Source organism: Pseudomonadota bacterium (assembly GCA_039028155.1).
Classification (GTDB): domain Bacteria; phylum Pseudomonadota; class Alphaproteobacteria; order SP197; family SP197; genus JANQGO01.
Map to the genome: position 1 here is coordinate 130,525 of JBCCIS010000007.1, position 17,008 is coordinate 147,532.

Below are 17,008 nucleotides of genomic sequence, written 5' to 3' on the forward strand. Positions count from 1 at the left end.
GTCGATCATGGCGCGATCCCTAAGGTGGTGGTCGCCAGAAGCGCGACATTGACGGTGAAGTCGGTCGCGACACCAAAAACGATACACAGCACGGCCAGCGCGAGGGTCGGGATCAGAAGCAGCGGCGGCGTCGCTTTCACCGGCGCGTCATCGTCCGGCTCTTTGAAGTACGCGACCTCGACCACGCGCCAGATGTAGACAGCGGCGATCAGCGAGCTGATCAGAACCAGCGCGGCGACCGGCCACAACCCTTCCTGAAGGGCGCCGACGACGAGATACCACTTGCTGATGAAGCCGACCGTCAGCGGCACGCCGATCATGCTGAGCCCCGCGATGACGAAGGCCGCCATGACGACCGGCATGCGTTTACCCAAGCCGCGGAACGACGCCATGTCGGCACTGCCCAGGCGCAGGATCACGCAGGCCATGACCAGGAAGAGTGCGCCCTTCATCAGGCCGTGGTTGAAGACGTGAACCACCGCGGCGACCACGCCGTCCTGGTTGCCGAGCCCGATGCCCAGTCCGATATAGCCGACCTGTGCCACGCTGGAGAAGGCGAGCATGCGTTTCAGGTCATCCTGCCAGCAGGCGACCAGCGAAGCGACGAAGGCGCCGGCGATGGCGACTGGTATCAAGACCCAGGAAAGATGCATCTCGCCGAACGCGAAATGCTCACCGAACACCGTGAAGATGAATCGGATCAGAATGTAAGCGCCGACCTTGGTCGCCGTGGCGCCGAAAAACGCGGAGACAAGCGACGGCGCGTAGGTGTAGGCGTTGGGCATCCAGAAGTGGACGGGGAACAGCGCGAACTTGATGGCCGCGCCGATGATGATGAAGGCAAACGCAGCCTCGACCGTCGGCGTCACGCCGACTGCGCGCAGCCGCCCTGCCATATCGGCCATGTTGAGCGTGCCGGTGGCGCTATAGATAAGGCCGACGCCGATCAGAATGAACGTCGCCCCGATAGTGCCCAGGATAAGGTAGTGGAAGGCGGCCGTTGTCGCCCGGCGCGAGTTGCCCATGGCGATCAGCGCGTAGCTGGCTAGCGACGAGATCTCCAAGAAGACATAAAGGTTGAACGCGTCGCCCGTGGCGACAATGCCCAGCATGCCGGTCAGCGCGAGCAGGGCGACGGTGAAGAACAGGCGGCGCGCCCGCTCCGTCACCTCGACGCCGATGGCGTGACGCGCCGCCGGCGTGATGATCGCCGCCATGCCGGAGATAAGCACCAGCAACAGCGCACTCAATGCGTCGATGTGGTACTCGATACCCCACGGCGGCTCCCAGCCGCCCATGCTGTAGCTGACGCTGCCTTTGTCGAGCACCTCGCCCATCAGCGCGAGCGAGATGGCAAACGTGAGCCAGGCCACGATGGTCGTGAAGACCCAGGCGTAGCGGCCGCGTACCAGCAGCGCGCAGATCGGCGCTGCTATCAACGGCACCGCGACCTGTAGCGCGGGAAGATTGGCGGTCACGAACGACATCAGGGTTGGTCGAGCTCGATGATTTCGTCTTCTTCGATGGTGCCGTAGGCTTCTCGAATTCTGACAATCAGGGCGAGCGCCAGGGACGATGTCGCGACGCCGACGACGATGGCGGTCAGGATCAGGACGTGGGGCAGGGGATTGGAATAGACCTCGATGCCCTCTTTGACGATCGGCGCCGAGCCGCCGTCGACATAACCCATGGAGATGTAGAGCAGAAAGACGGCGCTCTGGAAGATGTTGAGGCCGACGACCTTCTTAATCAGGTTGCCGCGCGTGGTCAGGATATAGAGACCGATCATAAGCAGGACGACCGCTGCCCAGTAGTTGGCGTGCTCGATGAGGAAGGTGATCGTTTCCATCAGCGATGCCACCGTTCGGCGAAGGTGATGAAAATCGCCACCATGACGGATGCGACAGTGATGCCAACGCCCAGTTCGATCAGGATGATGCCGATATGCTGGCCGTGTTCGGGATGGCCGGGATCGAAGGCGCTGTAGTTCAGGAACTCACCGCCAGAGAACATGGCCGCGAAGCCGACGCCGGCATAGAGAATCAGCCCCAGCGAGGTCATGAGGGTCAGGAACGCCAGCGGTAGAGCGCGTATGGTGCTGGTCACCCCGAACACCAGCGAATAGGTGATAAAGCCGGTCGCGACGATGACGCCGGCCTGGAACCCGCCCCCAGGCCCGAAGTCGCCATGCATCTGGACATAGATGCCGAACAGCAGGACGAACGGCACCAGCATCTTGACGATGACCCGGACGATAAGATGCTCTCTCATCAGTCGTCCCTGTTCCAGCGCCACAGAAGCGCGACGACGCTGACACCAGCGGTGAAGATGACGGCCACCTCACCCAGCGTATCGAAGCCGCGATAGCTGGCCAGCACGGACGTCACCATGTTGGGAATGCCGATCTCGTGCGGCGATACCTCGATATAGCGCGGTGCGACGTGGGTATGAATGGGCGCGGTGGGGTCACCGAAGCCCGGCATGCCGGATAGGGCGTAGACCAGGGCCATGCCGGTAATGACGGCGGCCAGCAGCGGCAGGACGGCGGGACCCTTGCCGCTACGCCGCTTCTCCACGCGCGTCGTCATGGAGATCGCCGCCAGCATCAAGGCGAGTGTCACGCCGGCGCCGACCGCTGCCTCGGTAAAGGCAACATCGACGGCATCCATCAGCACATAGACGACGGCCAGGATCAGGCTGTAGACGCCGGTCATGATGGCGATCGCCAGGAGGTTGGTCAGCCGCAGCATGCCAATCGCCAGCACGATCAGCAGGGTCAGAAGCAGCAGTTCGTGCAGCACTTCCATCGGCTCAGGCCTCGTCGGCTTGCTGGGAACTGGGCTCGGGGGGCTCGTCCGGCGCGTCGCCCTTGCCCGGCTCCAGGCCGCCAAGAAGCGCTGCGTGGGCGACGGCGTGGCTCGACGTCGGCGCCGTGAAGAACAGAAACACCGCGATCAGCAACAGTTTGACCGTGACCATGGTGAAACCGGCCTGCAGCGCCAGACCCAGCAACAGCGTGGCCGCTCCACCCGTATCGGTAAGGCCTGAGGCATGGAGGCGTGTGAAAAAGTTCGGTAGGCGCACCATACCGATCCCGCCGATCAGCATCAGGATGCCACCGATCGCCAGCAGCGCGCCGCTCGCAATATCGATCACCAGACTCATCGTTCTTCGCCCAGATGACCGTGCTTGAAGAACTTCAGCGCAGCCAAGGTGCCGACAAAGTTCAAGAGCGCGTAGACGAGCGAGAGATCCAGGAAATCGGGGCGGTCGACCAGGAAACCCGCCAAGGCGATCAGCATGACTGTCATGGTGCCGTGGACGTTGACCGCCAGAATGCGGTCGTAAAGCGTCGGGCCCTTTAGCGTGCGAAACAGCGTCAACGCCATCGCGACGACGACGAGCAGCATGGCGAATGCGACCATCAGCGGCGACCTTCCATCTGGGTGACGCGCCGGTTCATCTCGCCCTCTTTAAGGTCATCGAAGCCGGCCTTCGAGAGCGCGTGAACATGAATACGGTCCTCGTGAACGGTCATCGACACGGTGCCCGGCGTCAGGGTGATCGAGTTCGCGAACGTCACCAGGCCCGCCGTCGACTTCTGGCTCGCCTCGACCCAACCGTCTGCCGGTTCAATGGGCAGGCGCGGCGACACGATGCGGCGGGCGACATCGATATTCGACTTGATGATCTGCCAGAACAGCCACGGGAAATAGGTCAAGGCGCGCCATGACAGCTGGACCGGATGGCCTTCGCCATCGATGACGTCCATACGCTGCGCGACAATGACGACCAGAAGGCTGGCGACCGCGCCGGAGATCAGAAAGAACGGCTCCCATATCCCTGAGAGCAACAGCCAAACGCCATAGAGCACGGCGAACAGGCTCACCGAGCGTGCCGAGAACATCAGACCTCCTGTGATTCGTCCCTGCTTCCCTGTGCGATGGCGACCACCCCCGTCACACATCGCGCCCCGAAATGCGCTGAGCCCTTAAGTCGGCTCTGACGCGCCGGGCGGAGTATGCCCGAGAGGCCCGTCGACGCCAAGCACGAGCGGCGCCAAACATGCGTGATCAGGTCGCTAGCGGTTCGACGCCTCATAGGCCTCGTGGGCGACCCGGGCGAGGTCGTCAAGCAGTTCATCGGTGGCGATCGCTTCGCCGCTCTGCCGGTCGACGACATTGCTTAACTGGTCGGCGGCGAAATCGCGCGTCTCGCCGGTTTCGTCCAAACGGCAGCGCAAGAAATAGGTCTGGTCGCGGTAACCGGCGGCGATCAGCGCGGCATTGTGGGATGTCGTGCGGCCGGTGGCGTCGCGATGCTCAAAGCTCAACTCCTGGTCCATGTTATCGGCGAAGATATGAAGATCGTCGATCAGCATGTCGTTTCCGTCGTCAGCCTCGGTGTCGTCAGGCGTGGCGGCCGCATTCTCGATCGTGCGGCTGCGCGGTGCCGTGGTGAAGCCTTCGACGGCGGGCGTCGTCCGGTCGCGACCGGCGGTAAGGTAACCCACCGCCGGGGCCAGGATGGTCAGGACAAAGCCGGCGAGAATGAGCCAGACGCCAAGTCCCAGCACCATGCCGTCCAGAAAAGCGCTCACCTCGACCATACGTGTAGTGGTCATGCCGGCGGGCAGGATGCCGTTATAGACGTCGAACAGCTCGATCGGCCCGACATCGGGGCCGGCAAGGGCTGAAAGTTGCTCTCCGGCGGCCATCAGCGCCGCGATGGCGGTCAGGGGTCCCGTGATGAGGAGCCAGCCGAAACGCTGGATCAGGCATAGTATGATCGACAGCACGGCGAGCACGATCACCGCTAGACCGGGATCGATCGCGCCCGTAAAAAGTAGGAGCGGCGGCGACCCGGCACGCTCGATGAATGGCAGAAAGCTCGCAACGATGACCAGGCAAGCGCCAACAAGGCCCATGATGAAGGCGGGATTGACGAAACTCTTGCTGCTTTCTGCGGGCTCAGCCACGGGCCTTGTCCTGTTGATCGCGCTCTGGTTGCCGTCCGGCCTCGACAAGGCCGTCGCCGGCGGCGGTGTGGTGTTTCCGACCGATCAGGTTGTGATAGCGACGGCGGACGGCAAACGCCACCTTTTCGATGTCGAATTGGCCGTGACACCCGAACAACGCCGCCAGGGCCTGATGTTCCGTCGGTCGCTGGCCGACGATGCGGGCATGCTGTTCCTGTTCGACCGGGCCGAAGAACGCGCGTTCTGGATGAAGGATACCTATGTCTCGCTGGATATCCTGTTCCTGGACGGCGACGGCCGGGTCCTCTCCATCGCCGAAGCGGCGGAGCCTGAGTCCGAGGTCGTCATACCCTCAGGCGTGCCGGCCCAGGCCGTGCTTGAGGTGGTCGCCGGGACCACCGATCGCCTGGGGATCGACGGCGCGACGGTGATCGAGCACCAGGCCTTCGGCAACACGCCCTAGGTTGAACCGGCGAATTTCCATTGACGTCAGCGGGCCCCGCGCCCACAAGACGCAGAGATCGGGGCGTAGCGCAGTCTGGTAGCGCACCTGCTTTGGGAGCAGGGGGTCGGAGGTTCGAATCCTCCCGCCCCGACCAATTAAATGACTCGTTCAGTCGGATCCCGTGGCGACGTTGCCGGGATGCTCAACATCCAACTGCGCCTGTAACTGCGCCACGACGGCGTCTGGGTCGACGGTGATGCGTTCCTGAGATGGTGTTGAGGCGTCGGCCAGCGGGCATGTTAGGCGCGCATAGGCGACCCCGAAATCCTCGGACAGGTTTGAAAAGTGGTCGCGCGTGTCCCGTTGCGCCAGCTCGATCAAGGATGCCGCGCCGGGCTTCAGCCACAGCGCGTTGGTCAGGCCGGCGCCGTGCTGGCCGATGATGACCCGGCTTGTCCTGAAGATCCGAAACTGTTCGGCGAACGACAGCCCGTCGAGCTGGACATTGCGAAACGCAAGCGCATTGCGCGAGCAAAATGTCTCGATCGCCTCGGCGACAACCTTGTGGTTGGTCACGGTTCGGCGCGTGGCGCCGCGATCGGCCTCGCCGCCTTCGCGCTCGATAAGCGTGACGGTCGCCCGCTCAGACGGCGGCGCCGCGAAGCGGGTTTCCAGATAGGCGTTGAAGCGCGCGAGATCCGCCCGCGCGGCCGCCAGGTCATCGAAGCCTTCGAGGTAGCAGCGGCGCAACGTGTTGCAGCAGCTGACGCGCTCGGCCCGCCGACTGAACGGCGCAAGCATCGTGCGGTACCGCAGCTGATCGGCGCGCAGCGGCACGCCGAAGATCTCCTCGAAAAGGCCGGAAAAGCGCAGGGGCTGGCGGCCCAACGAGACCGCGTCAGACAGGCGCGGCTGGGCGTCGCGGGATTGCAGCGCCGACCACGTGTAGATCGGCCAGACGAAATCCGTAATGAAGTGATAGTAGCGATCCAGGCCGCTGTGCCGCCGCGTGATCGTGACGTGCGAGCGCATGCCATCAGCCGTCAACAGCACATTAGCGCGCCGGTAGCGATAGGATCCGGCCATGGTCCAATAGCGGCCAAGTGACGACATCCTGCTCTCGTCACCGTTGGCGCGCGTTTCAGAGAGGGTCATGGCTTCAAACCAAGTTGTCCGTACCGGTTACAAGATGTACGGCAATGCCGCGCCCGTCGGACATTGCCGTTCCGCAATACTGCCGCGACGATCTTTTAACCAACGTGGCGTGACCAGGCGATGACGATTAGGTAGTGGACCGCGGACAATTCAGAGATCACAGGGACGCGAGGCCGTGAATCGTCGCGCTTGGTGGTCTCAGGGCGGTCCCGGGTAGTCCGGATGATGTGCGAGCCAGTCGGGCCCGTGGTCGCGCATGATGCGCTGGACGGCCGGGCGCTCTTCCACAAGCTCGGCGCATCGCTTCACGTTGGGATAGCGGGTGCGCATGGCCTGGGGGTCGCGATGCCACAAGGTCAGCATCTGCAGGTGCAAATCGCACGCGCTGAAGGTCTCGCCCAGCAGATAGGGCCCCGGCGCGCCGCAGGTCGCGTCGATCAGCCGCCAGCTCTCGTCGAGCCGCTCGATGCCGTTTGCGGAAATGGCATCGTGCCCTTCGGATGAGGTGGTGAACCTGTCGGGCATGAAAAAGACCTGCATGGCGATCTGCAGGGTGTTGGTCATATAGGTCAGCCACTTCAGGAAGTCGCCGCGCTTGGGATCGCCGACGGTGGGGCCCAGATGCGCTTCGGGAAACCGGTCGGTGAGATAGATCAGGATGGCGGTTCCCTCGAACACCACGGTGCCGTCGTCATCGACCAGCACCGGGACCGAACCGTGGGGCGTCAGCGCCTGGAACTCCGGGTCCCGTTGGGCGAGTGGAACGTCGATCTCGACCCAGCGGTTGTCATAGGCGCAGCCGATCTCTTCCAGTGCCGCATGCGCCGACATGGCCGTGGAGGCCGGGCTGTTGAAGAGTTTGATCATAGTGGTATCCAATTCATGGCGACCTGTCCGGAAACATGGAGACGCCCTTGGTTTCCGGCAACCTGAGAACGACAGCGAGCGTCACAAGGCAGGCGCCGATGACGTAGTAGATGGCGGCGAAATCGTCGGACGTGCGGTGCACAAGATAGGTCAGGATCATCGGCGTCGTGCCGCCGAAGACCGCGTTGGTCAGACTGATAGCGAGCGCCAGCAGGGTTGCACGGACGCCGGGCGGTACGATCTCGGCCTGCATCGCGACCATACTCGCCAGATAGAACGACAGCAGGACGGCAAAACCGATCTGCGCCGCCACGATGGCGGCGATGTCAGGCTGGTGCATCAGCCAGAACAGCGGCCAGGACAACAGAGCGAGCCCGCCGACGGCGATCAGCAAAATCGGCTTGCGTCCGATGCGGTCCGACAGCGCGCCCAGCGGGATCGGCAACACCATGATGATCACGATGGAAAGGATGTTGATGTCCATGGCGCGCGCAGTTGAGACGTGCATCTGCTGGGTCAGATAGGCGAGCGCATAGACCAGCACGAAGTAAAAGACGACGCCCTCGGCCAGGTTGATGGCGCACAGGCGCAGCAGGTCGCGTTTGTGATGGCGCAGGACGGTGTTAATCGGCAGCGCCTCCCGCTCGGCCAGCTGGCGCATGCCCTCCGGTTCGACGGTCCGCCGGCGGATCCAAAAGATAACGGCGGACATGACCGCGCCCAGGATGAACGGTACGCGCCACCCCCAGTCGGCCATCTGGGCCTCGCCCAGCACATGGGTCATGGCCGTGACGAGTAGCGATCCGATCAGCACGCCGCTACACGCGAAGCCCGCCCACCACGAGAGCAGATAGCCGCGCCGGCCGTCCGGCGCGTGTTCGGCGATAAAGGCCCAGCCGCTGCAGTTTTCGCCGGCCAGCGAGAATCCTTGAATCAGGCGCAGCAGCACGAGAAGGATGCCGGCCGCCACGCCCAGCTCGGCTGCGCCGGGAAGCAAGCCGATCGCGAGTGTCGCCATGCCCATGATCGTCATGGAGACGAGGAGAACCAGACGTCGGCTTTTTGTATCGGCTAGATGGCCGAAGACGACCGCGCCTACCGGGCGGGCCAGAAACCCGACGGCAAAGGCGCCGGAGCTCGCCAGCAAGGACTCGAACGGGTCGTCGGAGGGAAAGAAGTGCTTGGCGAAGATCGGTGCGAGGTAGGCATAAACGACGAAGTCATACCACTCGAGGACCGAGCCCAGGAATCCGCCAACGACGTTCTGGCGGAGCGAGGCGCGATCCGTCGGCGCAGCGTCGGCCATCTCCGCTCAGGCTTTACTCGCCGGTTAGAGCGGCTCGCCTTCGATCGCTTCGACCGTCGAGCCGAAGGTCCGCCGGCCCGTGCCGCCATCCGAAACGGCGATAACCGGCTCGCCCGTCCACATGTCCTCAACGCGCTCGATCGCCAAGGGTTCTCCCTGGGCTGCCGCCAGTTCCCAATAGGCGAGCGCTTGCGCCCAATCCTGCGGCACGTCTTCGCCCCAGTAGTACATGTCGCCGAGCGTGCGCTGGGCCACGGGATCGCCGTCATCGGCCGAGGCAATGACGCCGCTGGCGGTCGACGACCGGCCCGACAGGTGATAGCCGCAGCCGCCAAGCGTGACCGCCGCGGCAAGCAAAACCATGGGCACGATGTGGCGAAGCATCCGTTTCTCCCCCTAGAGCGGATCGTGTCCAGGTCGAACCGCCAACCGGTTCCACCTGAACACGTGAATCCGTTCGCAATCTGCAAATAGAGCAGATTCACCTGTCTTGATCCCATCGCGAAGCGATGACCTCAAAACAGGATCTGCTCTAAGGACGCCCTAAAATGAGGTTATGTGCCTCATATGTAAAGATTTATCGGCGCGGCTTGCGCACGTCACCCAGGCTCGGTATAGACCGCAGGAAGGTTTTTGGCTGGTGACAAAGGGGCCCATCCGAACCATGACCGCGCGTATCTTCAGGCCGTCGAAAACGGCCATGCAGTCCGGCCGCGCCAAGACCCATCAATGGGTCCTGGAGTACGAGGCGCGCTCGCGCAAGGTCGCCGATCCGATGATGGGCTGGACCGGCTCGTCCGACATGAAAGCCGACCAGTTGCGGCTCAAGTTCGACACCCGCGAGGCCGCGATCGAGTACGCCGAGCGCAACGGCATCGAGTTCCGAGTCGAGGACCTGCACGAGCGCCGTGTCAGACCAAAGTCCTACGCCGACAATTTCCGCTGGCAGAGACCCTAAGACGGCCGGCGGCCCCGCGCGCCCTTAGCTCAGTTGGATAGAGCAACGGCCTTCTAAGCCGTAGGTCCCAGGTTCGAATCCTGGAGGGCGCGCCATTTGTCGGCTCGCCCGCAGCTCAGTCCCCGCTTTCCTCGTTCCTTATGAACAGCCGGAAGCCATCGGCGAGGCTGTCTGGCAGGCTTATCTCCGAGAGCCACGAAGGCGTCTGGCCGGTGGTGAGGCGCTGGTAGAGCGTGCTGTCTTTCGTCTCGTCGACAAAGAAATCTCGTTCGGGCGATCCCGGGCAAAGGAGGATCAGGTCGACGGCGCGTTCGGCCATCATCATTTGGGCGCGCGCTTCGTCCTGGGCCGTCAGCATGGCGTAGCTGTCATAGATGCCGTCGCCGTTGCGGTGATAGGGCGTGGCGATGACATGGTGACGGGTGCGGTAGAGCAGCTCCGGCCCCAGATCCAGGAAGGCCAGGATCGTGCGCGGTTTGGGGCCGGGGAGGGCGTCGGGGTCTTCCAGATAGGCCGCCATGGCGGGGAGATCGCAGGCATCTTCGGCGGTCGCCACATCGACACGGCCTGCTGTGTCTTGGTCTTGCGCCATCACGGTCTCAGGCGACCACGCCATCAGAATGCGGCCGAGCGCCAGCGGACCGATCAGCACGACATAAAGGCAAAGCGCGCGGATCAGAATGCGCCGGACGTTGTTGGACGTAAACGCGGTCCGGGCGATCATCAGGTTCACCAAACCGGCTGTCGCCATGACGAACACGACCTCCGCATAAGGCGCGAAACGCACATGCGCGACGGCGAGAGGCCAGTAAAGACCGAGCGCGATGAGGAGAAGGCACCAGCCGAGCCAATCCGTTCGTCCGCGCCGGCGCACGACCACCCAGACGAGATAGGGCAACGCGACGAAACCGAGGCCGAAATAGAAGACGAAACGGCCAGTCTTGATGATGCTGTCGGGCACGACCGGCTGCATTTCGATCACGTGGTCGAGCCAGATCGCATGGATGCGCGGATCGACATCGGCCAACGGTCCGGCGAAGAACGCCGGATCGATCGCGATCATGATGGCGGCGGCGGCAATGCCGGCGAGCACGAGGGCGATGAGGCGCGGCATGGCGCCAGCGGCCCTGGACAGCCGGTCGAACAGGAGCGTGATGATCAGCCATATCGCGAGGATCAGCCCGCTCAACATCAGGTGCGTCAGAGAAATGCGGTCGTGAGCGATCTGTTCTACGTCGGTCAGCGGCTGTTCGGCGATCAGGCCACCGGCGACCGCGATAGTGAGGCCGACGGCGAACAGCAGGTTCTGCATGGCGCGTTGCCGGCCTTCGACAATCCAGGCGAAGCCGAGCGCGGCGAGCCAGACCGCCGTCGCGACCAAGGCCTCCGGTGCGACCCACAAGCCGAGGCCGGCGAGCAAGCCGGCGCCCACCAGCATGCCGAGGCGCTGCGGGCTGAGCAGCGCGCGCAGAACGCAGCCGGTGCCCAGGACAAAGAGCAAAACCAACAGGCTGTGGTGATCGGCATGCCCAAGCGCGAACACCGATAGCGCCGCCGGCTGGAGAAAGACCGCGGCGAGCGCCATCATGACCAGGACCCACGGCCTGGAACGCAGCAGCGGCGTCATCGCCCAGATGAACGCGAAAGCGGTCGCCAGTTGCAGCATGGGTGACACCAGGGCGCCCGACCAAAACAGACCGGATTCAGGGCCCGCAAACGGCGTCAGCGTCAGGGCGCCGGCAGCGATCAGCACGTCGAACGGCCGGGTCCAATGGAGCGTGTCGCCATAGGGTGCGTTGGCGCGGGCGATCAGACCATCGTGCCAGCCACCGCCCTCCAACAGCAGGCCGACGCGCACCAGGCGCATGTAACTGTCGCTATCGACAAGCCGGCCGCCCAAGACCGGCGAGGGCTCATAAACCGCGACACAGGCCAGCAGAACGAACCAGGCGATCGTCACCGCCGTCAGCGGCACCAGCCAATGCTTCACCGTTCGATTTCCGGTCACGTTGTTGGTGCGATGGTGCAATAAGTGACTACAATGAATTGAAATATATACATGTTTGGCGCCTGCGTTGCCAGTCAATTCGCCTCATACAGGGGCCCTGTTCTTCGTCGTCGCCTGGATGCAGATAGGGTGTTTCGCACGAGCGCCGGCAAGTGCGGAGAAGGTTCGGAAGGTGGCCTGGCGTAACGTTCAAGCGTAGCCTCAAGGGCGGCAGACCATGGACACCGGGCGATATTGATGCCGGGGAGGAGGGGCTTGGTCATGGCAGTTACGAAGGATGATGTCATCACGCTGATGAAGGCATTCCACGACGTCGTCATGTTCGACAAAGGGACGGCGGACGACCAGGCGGCGTTCTTTCTGCACCCGGAGCCCCGGATCTTCATTCCCCACGGCGAGGATATCTCGCTTCAAACCAACTATGAGATCCATCAGAAGCTCACCGACGAAAAGCATGTCGTCTTGGAGCCGTGGGACATCGCGCCGCTCTGCGACGCGCCGGAACGCGCCCGCGCCGTCGGTGCCGTCTATTGGGAGGGCCGGCCGGTTGGATCGCCAGAAAATGGGCTGATCAAGTGCGTCGTCGGCGAGGACTGGATCGTCCAACGCGTACCGTCAGGTGCGCTGAAGATCGCGCTCTACATCAACAGCTATCACCATTTTCTGCCCGATTCCGCACCGATCGATCTGGGTTAGGCGGACGTTCCGCCGTCACGACAACGGTTTGCCGGCCATTTCTTTGAGTCCGATCAGGGCGATGAACTGCAGAAGCGCCACCGCCATGAAGTAGTAGATCGGTGCGAAGTCGTCCGCGGTGCGGGCGACCAGATAGGTCGCGACCAAGGGCGTGGTGCCGCCGAAGAGGCCGAGGCAGAAATTGTAGCTGACCGAGGCGCCGCTGCAGCGGATCTGGGACGGCAAGTGCTCGGTGATCACCGCGGGGACGACCGCGAAGGTGACACCGAAGATGAGCGCCAGACCGATCTGGCCCGCCACGATCAGGGCGAACGCGTCCTGGTGCATCAGCCACCACAAGGGCCAGCCGAGCACCAGGCCGCCAATCGCGACGCCGTAAAGCATGGGATTGCGGCCGATCCGGTCCGACAGAATCGCCGCCGGGGGCGTGACCAGCAACATGGCCAAGAGGCCGAGCGTGTTGATTTCCAACGCCTTGGCGGTCGAGAGATGCATTTGCTCGGTCAGGTAGGACGCCGCGTAGATCGCCATCAGGTAAAAGCCGATACCGCCGCCCATCATCAAGATGACGAGCCGCAGCATGGTGCGCCAGTGCCCGCTGAGCGCCACGACCAGCGGCAGGCCTGCGCCGCGATCGAGCCGGGTGATGCCGGGTGGCTCGGTGAGTTTGCTGCGCAGGATGATGCCGAAAACGGCGGCCAGCGCGCCGAACAGGAAGGGAATGCGCCAGCCCCAGGCGACCATGGCCTCGTTGCCCACCTGGCCCGCGATGAACGAGCTGAGCGCCGAGCCGACCAGGAAACCGGAAAGACTGCCGCACTGGGGCAGGCTCGCAAAGAATGCGCGGCGTGCGGGCGGCGCGTGCTCGGCCATGAAGACGATGGAACTACCGTATTCGCCGCCCACCGAGAGTCCCTGGATGACCCGGAGTGTTACCAGGACAAACGCCGCCGCGGTGCCAATCTGGCTGTGATCGGGCATCAGGCCGATCGCAAGTGACGTCGCGCCCATGGAGATCATGGAGATCAACAGCGCCGGCTTGCGCCCGAAACGGTCGCCCAGATGGCCGAACAGGATCGCGCCCACAGGCCGCGCGGCATAGCCCACCGCAAAGACGCCGAAAGCCGCCAGCAGGGACGCCACCTTGTCCTCGGCCGGAAAGAAGGCCTGGCCCAGGATCGGCGCCATGAAGCCGTAGATCGCGAAATCGTACCACTCCAAGGCGTTGCCCAGGGTGCCGGCCAGGATCGTGCGGCGTTTGACGGCTCTCTTCGTCATGACGCCGCACGTTCTAGCGGTGTCTGGGTAATCGGCAAGTCGTGCATCTAGTATCGGCTGCGGCAATCGCACTTGGTGATACTTGCCGGATGATTGAACGGCTTAAGGTCTCTGCTACCTGGCCGAAAATTGACCGGTTCTGATTTACTTTCCCGGTCAGTTATGTGACGCTGACCCATCAGTTTTCGTTTAGTTCTCTTTTTTTCCGGCGCATAGAGTTTCTCGTGCGCCTTTTGGCGCAGGGGCAAGCCTATGCAGCAGACGACTGAGACCGGTTCGGCGACAAAAAAGTTCTATCTCGAACTCGTCAAGCCGTCTCACTACGACGACAACGGTTACGTCATCCAGTGGGCAAAGGCATGGATCCCGTCGAACTCGCTCGCTTGCCTCTATGGCATCGGCCAGGTCCTGGGCGAACGCAAGGTTCTGGGTGAGGACACCGAACTCGTCATCAACCCGCATGACGAAGTGAACACGGTCGTCCCAGTCAAGCAGATCATCCGCCGGCTGAAGGAAAACGGAAACCGCGGTCTCGTTTGCCTGGTCGGTGTGCAGTCGAACCAGTTTCCACGCGCGGTCGATCTGGCGCGCCAATTCCGCGAAGCAGGTATTCAATGCGCGGTCGGCGGCTTCCACGTCTCCGGTTGTCTCGCCATGCTGAAAGACGTGCCGCCGGATATCCAGGACGCCATGGATATGGGCATTTCGATCTTCGCCGGCGAGGCCGAAGAGCATCTGGACGAGGTCTTGCAGGATGCCGACCGGGGCGAACTTAAGCCCGTCTACAACTACATGCACAAGCTGCCGACACTGCAGGAGCAGCTGACCCCGTTTCTGCCCGACCAGTTCGTGCACAAGTATGACGGTTCCCACGCCAGTTTCGATGCCGGCCGCGGCTGTCCGTTCCAGTGCTCGTTCTGCACCATCATCAACGTGCAGGGTCGCATCTCGCGCTATCGCTCCGGCGACGATGTTGAGAAGATTATCCGCGCCAACCATGCCCAGGGCATCACGCGCTATTTCATCAGCGACGACAACTTCGCGCGCAACAAGAACTGGGAAGAGATCTTCGACCGCATGATCGAGCTGAGGGAAGACCACAAGATTCCCATCAGCTTCATCATCCAGGTCGATGTCTTGGCCCACAAGACAGAGAACTTTGTCGAAAAGGCGCGCCGCGCCGGCTGCAAGCGCGTCTTCATCGGGCTCGAGAACATTAATCCGGAAAACCTGAAGGCGGCCAAGAAGGCGCAGAACCGGATCACCGAATACCGCACGATGCTGCAGAAGTGGCGCAGCCACGGCATTATCTCCTATGCCGGTTTTATCATCGGTTTCCCCGAGGACACGCCGGAGACCGTGCGCCGCGACATCGATATCATCAAGCGTGAGCTGCCGGTCGACCTGCTTGGCTTCACCATCCTGACGCCGCTGCCTGGATCCGAGGACCACAAGGTACTGCACACCGACGGTGTGTGGATGGACCCGGACATGAACAAGTACGACCTCGAACATGTCACGACCGCCCATCCGAAGATGTCGGAACAGGAGTGGGACGACCTCTACCGCGAGGCGTGGAACGTTTACTACAGCCCCGATCATGTCGAGCGGCTGATGAAGCGCGCGGTCGCCAGCGGCATCAAACCGCACGGCGTCATGATCAACTGTCTGCAGATCCACTGCGCCATGAAGTACGAGAAGGTGCACCCGCAGCAGTGCGGTTACTTCCGCCGCAAGGTTCGTACGCAACGACGGCCCGAACTGCCTCGTGAGAACCCGATCGTCTTCTATCCGAAGTACCTGGTCGAGAGCGTCGCCAAGTACAGCGCCATCGGTCTCTACGCGCTCAAGATCAATCGCTTGAGGAAGCGCATCCAAAACGATCCGGCATCAAAGGCTTACATGGATCTGGCGCTGTCGCCGGTCGACGACGCGACCGACGAGAACCTCGAGATGTTCGCGCTCAACGACTCCTCGCGCGCCGCCGTTGCCAAGGCCAAGGGCGAAGCCGAGGCGCGCGCCAAACATCAGGCGGAAACCCGCGAGAAGGACATCGTCGCGGCGGAGTAGGCGCCTGGACTGGACTATCACGTCGTGGCGCCCGCAACTTCCTTGATGCGGTCCCGCATCCAGCGGTGCCGCTGTGATTTCGCGTTACGGCGGTGCCAGATCTGAGAGATCGTGAAGGGCGCGAGCTGCAGGGGTGGTTCGATGCTGCTGAAACCGAAAAACGATGAATGTTGCAACAGCGACGGCAGCGTCGCGATGGTGTTCGTGCCGCGCATCATGTCGGCCAGCGCGCCGAAGCTGGGCGCTTCCAGAACAATGCTGCGGGAACGGCGGAACTCCGCCAGGCCGGCGTCGATCTCGGATCGGCGAAAGTCGCCGGTGACGACAATGGCGTGCGGCGCCGCGCAGTAGTCGTCCAGTGTGGCCGGCGCGTTGCAGACCATCTCATCGAAGAAACAGAGATCGTGATCGTCGAACAGAACGTTCTGGAAGAGATCGGACTCGCTGCTGTCGAGCGTCGGCGCCAGGGCCAGATCGACATCGTCGTCGCGCAGTAGCTGGATGACGTCTGCCTGCGATGCGGGGTTCACGATGCGCAGCGTCAGTTGGGGCGCTTGACGGCGAAGTTCATGGAACAGGGCGTTCAGAGCGGCGTCGACCTCGAACTCGCCGGCGGCGATGGTGAACGATGCGTCGTCGGTCTGCGGGTCGTAGTCGACGGGGTCGGTGAACCGCTTCATCTCGACCAGGAGGTTCCTAGCCTGATCCGCGACAACGTGCGCGCGCTCGGTTGGCGCGATGCCGCGCCCCGAACGCACAAAGAGCTCGTCGCCAAGAATCTTGCGCAGCCGCGTCAGGCTGTGACTGATCGTCGACTGGTTGACATCAAGGCGGCGGGCGGCTTCGGACACGGATTCCGAATCATACACGGCCAGGAAAATCTGAAGCAGACGGCCGTCTAGAGCCGAATAATCGGTTTCGCTCATAGGTACTATGTACGCTGTGCCATTGATCGAGACATCATAATTTTCCAGCCTTCGAACTTGGCGCTATGCCGGCAAGTAAGCAAGTCGTGAAGAAGAGACTGCCGGTCGTGTTTGGCGTCAGTAGTTAGGGATTGGTACGCCGGTATTGAGATTCTGGGCGACGCTTAAGGGGTATGAGGAATGGCAGATCAAACGCACACGATGGGTGCTGGATCATCTGATTACGGTGGTTCGTTAGCGTTTCGTGCCCGCGCGATTTTTCTGAAGTACGAGTGGCTGCGCGGTTACACGCTGATGTCACCGACGTTGTTGGTGATGATC

The 17,008-nt window shown here is 62.7% G+C and carries 19 protein-coding genes and 2 tRNA genes; 6 read left to right on the top strand and 15 right to left on the bottom strand.

Annotated features, from left to right (window positions below; genetic code table 11):
- Positions 1-5: 5 nt before the first annotated feature.
- The 8 genes from AAF563_06000 to AAF563_06035 all read right to left on the bottom strand — a co-directional run bounded on the left by AAF563_06000 (position 6) and on the right by AAF563_06035 (position 4,978).
- Entirely contained in the window at positions 6-1,487 is a 1,482-nt protein-coding gene (locus AAF563_06000) for a monovalent cation/H+ antiporter subunit D family protein (protein ID MEM7120810.1), read from the bottom strand.
- Positions 1,487-1,849 (bottom strand): cation:proton antiporter subunit C, encoded by a 363-nt coding sequence (locus tag AAF563_06005; protein MEM7120811.1) that lies wholly within the window; start codon positions 1,847-1,849, stop codon positions 1,487-1,489. The genes AAF563_06000 and AAF563_06005 overlap by 1 nt, the downstream gene beginning before the upstream one ends.
- Positions 1,849-2,271 (bottom strand): Na(+)/H(+) antiporter subunit B, encoded by a 423-nt coding sequence (locus AAF563_06010; protein MEM7120812.1) that lies wholly within the window; start codon positions 2,269-2,271, stop codon positions 1,849-1,851. Before AAF563_06010 ends, AAF563_06005 begins: the two co-directional genes overlap by 1 nt.
- A complete protein-coding gene (locus tag AAF563_06015) occupies positions 2,271-2,807 on the bottom strand; it encodes a DUF4040 domain-containing protein (protein ID MEM7120813.1) in 537 nt (178 codons plus the stop codon). The genes AAF563_06010 and AAF563_06015 overlap by 1 nt, the downstream gene beginning before the upstream one ends.
- 4 nt (positions 2,808-2,811) lie before the next feature.
- On the bottom strand, positions 2,812-3,165 hold the full coding sequence (mnhG, locus tag AAF563_06020; GenBank protein MEM7120814.1) for a monovalent cation/H(+) antiporter subunit G: 354 nt from the start codon (positions 3,163-3,165) through the stop codon (positions 2,812-2,814).
- Positions 3,162-3,425, bottom strand: coding sequence for a monovalent cation/H+ antiporter complex subunit F (locus AAF563_06025; protein ID MEM7120815.1), 264 nt, complete (start codon positions 3,423-3,425; stop codon positions 3,162-3,164). The genes mnhG and AAF563_06025 overlap by 4 nt, the downstream gene beginning before the upstream one ends.
- On the bottom strand, positions 3,425-3,907 hold the full coding sequence (locus tag AAF563_06030; protein MEM7120816.1) for a Na+/H+ antiporter subunit E: 483 nt from the start codon (positions 3,905-3,907) through the stop codon (positions 3,425-3,427). Before AAF563_06030 ends, AAF563_06025 begins: the two co-directional genes overlap by 1 nt.
- Positions 3,908-4,081: 174 nt before the next feature.
- Complete coding sequence (locus AAF563_06035; protein MEM7120817.1) at positions 4,082-4,978, bottom strand: hypothetical protein; 897 nt, start codon at positions 4,976-4,978, stop codon at positions 4,082-4,084.
- Between AAF563_06035 and AAF563_06040 the strand changes: the two genes are divergently transcribed.
- Positions 4,953-5,441 (top strand): DUF192 domain-containing protein, encoded by a 489-nt coding sequence (locus AAF563_06040; GenBank protein ID MEM7120818.1) that lies wholly within the window; start codon positions 4,953-4,955, stop codon positions 5,439-5,441. The two genes, AAF563_06035 and AAF563_06040, sit on opposite strands and share 26 nt — an antisense overlap.
- Before the next feature lie 59 nt (positions 5,442-5,500).
- Positions 5,501-5,577 (top strand) — tRNA-Pro (locus AAF563_06045).
- Positions 5,578-5,591: 14 nt separating this feature from the next.
- Here the strand turns inward: AAF563_06045 and AAF563_06050 are convergent.
- From AAF563_06050 to AAF563_06065, 4 genes are all read right to left on the bottom strand, one after another.
- Positions 5,592-6,578 carry a glycosyltransferase family 61 protein gene (locus tag AAF563_06050; GenBank protein ID MEM7120819.1) on the bottom strand — a complete coding sequence of 329 codons (987 nt, stop codon included), beginning with the start codon at positions 6,576-6,578 and terminating at the stop codon, positions 5,592-5,594.
- Between the two features lie 198 nt (positions 6,579-6,776).
- Positions 6,777-7,445, bottom strand: coding sequence for a glutathione S-transferase family protein (locus AAF563_06055; protein MEM7120820.1), 669 nt, complete (start codon positions 7,443-7,445; stop codon positions 6,777-6,779).
- Positions 7,446-7,458: 13 nt separating this feature from the next.
- On the bottom strand, positions 7,459-8,751 hold the full coding sequence (locus tag AAF563_06060) for an MFS transporter (protein MEM7120821.1): 1,293 nt from the start codon (positions 8,749-8,751) through the stop codon (positions 7,459-7,461).
- A 24-nt stretch (positions 8,752-8,775) separates the two neighbouring features.
- On the bottom strand, positions 8,776-9,135 hold the full coding sequence (locus AAF563_06065; GenBank protein MEM7120822.1) for an SEL1-like repeat protein: 360 nt from the start codon (positions 9,133-9,135) through the stop codon (positions 8,776-8,778).
- A gap of 280 nt (positions 9,136-9,415) precedes the next feature.
- Here AAF563_06065 and AAF563_06070 point away from each other — a divergent pair, with 280 nt between their 5' ends.
- Together AAF563_06070 and AAF563_06075 are read left to right on the top strand one after the other, a co-directional pair.
- A complete protein-coding gene (locus AAF563_06070; protein MEM7120823.1) occupies positions 9,416-9,709 on the top strand; it encodes an ETC complex I subunit in 294 nt (97 codons plus the stop codon).
- An 18-nt stretch (positions 9,710-9,727) separates the two neighbouring features.
- Positions 9,728-9,804: transfer RNA gene (locus tag AAF563_06075), tRNA-Arg, on the top strand.
- Positions 9,805-9,824: 20 nt separating this feature from the next.
- Here AAF563_06075 and AAF563_06080 read toward each other — a convergent pair.
- Entirely contained in the window at positions 9,825-11,699 is a 1,875-nt protein-coding gene (locus tag AAF563_06080; GenBank protein MEM7120824.1) for a hypothetical protein, read from the bottom strand.
- 279 nt (positions 11,700-11,978) lie between these two features.
- Here AAF563_06080 and AAF563_06085 point away from each other — a divergent pair, with 279 nt between their 5' ends.
- Complete coding sequence (locus tag AAF563_06085; GenBank protein MEM7120825.1) at positions 11,979-12,413, top strand: hypothetical protein; 435 nt, start codon at positions 11,979-11,981, stop codon at positions 12,411-12,413.
- A gap of 15 nt (positions 12,414-12,428) precedes the next feature.
- On the opposite strand, the gene AAF563_06090 is transcribed toward AAF563_06085, so the two are convergent.
- A complete protein-coding gene (locus AAF563_06090) occupies positions 12,429-13,691 on the bottom strand; it encodes an MFS transporter (GenBank protein ID MEM7120826.1) in 1,263 nt (420 codons plus the stop codon).
- A 252-nt stretch (positions 13,692-13,943) separates the two neighbouring features.
- Here AAF563_06090 and AAF563_06095 point away from each other — a divergent pair, with 252 nt between their 5' ends.
- Positions 13,944-15,761 carry a radical SAM protein gene (locus AAF563_06095; protein MEM7120827.1) on the top strand — a complete coding sequence of 606 codons (1,818 nt, stop codon included), beginning with the start codon at positions 13,944-13,946 and terminating at the stop codon, positions 15,759-15,761.
- Between the two features lie 17 nt (positions 15,762-15,778).
- Here the strand turns inward: AAF563_06095 and AAF563_06100 are convergent, their stop codons facing one another.
- Complete coding sequence (locus AAF563_06100; protein ID MEM7120828.1) at positions 15,779-16,687, bottom strand: LysR family transcriptional regulator; 909 nt, start codon at positions 16,685-16,687, stop codon at positions 15,779-15,781.
- Positions 16,688-17,008: the final 321 nt, after the last annotated feature.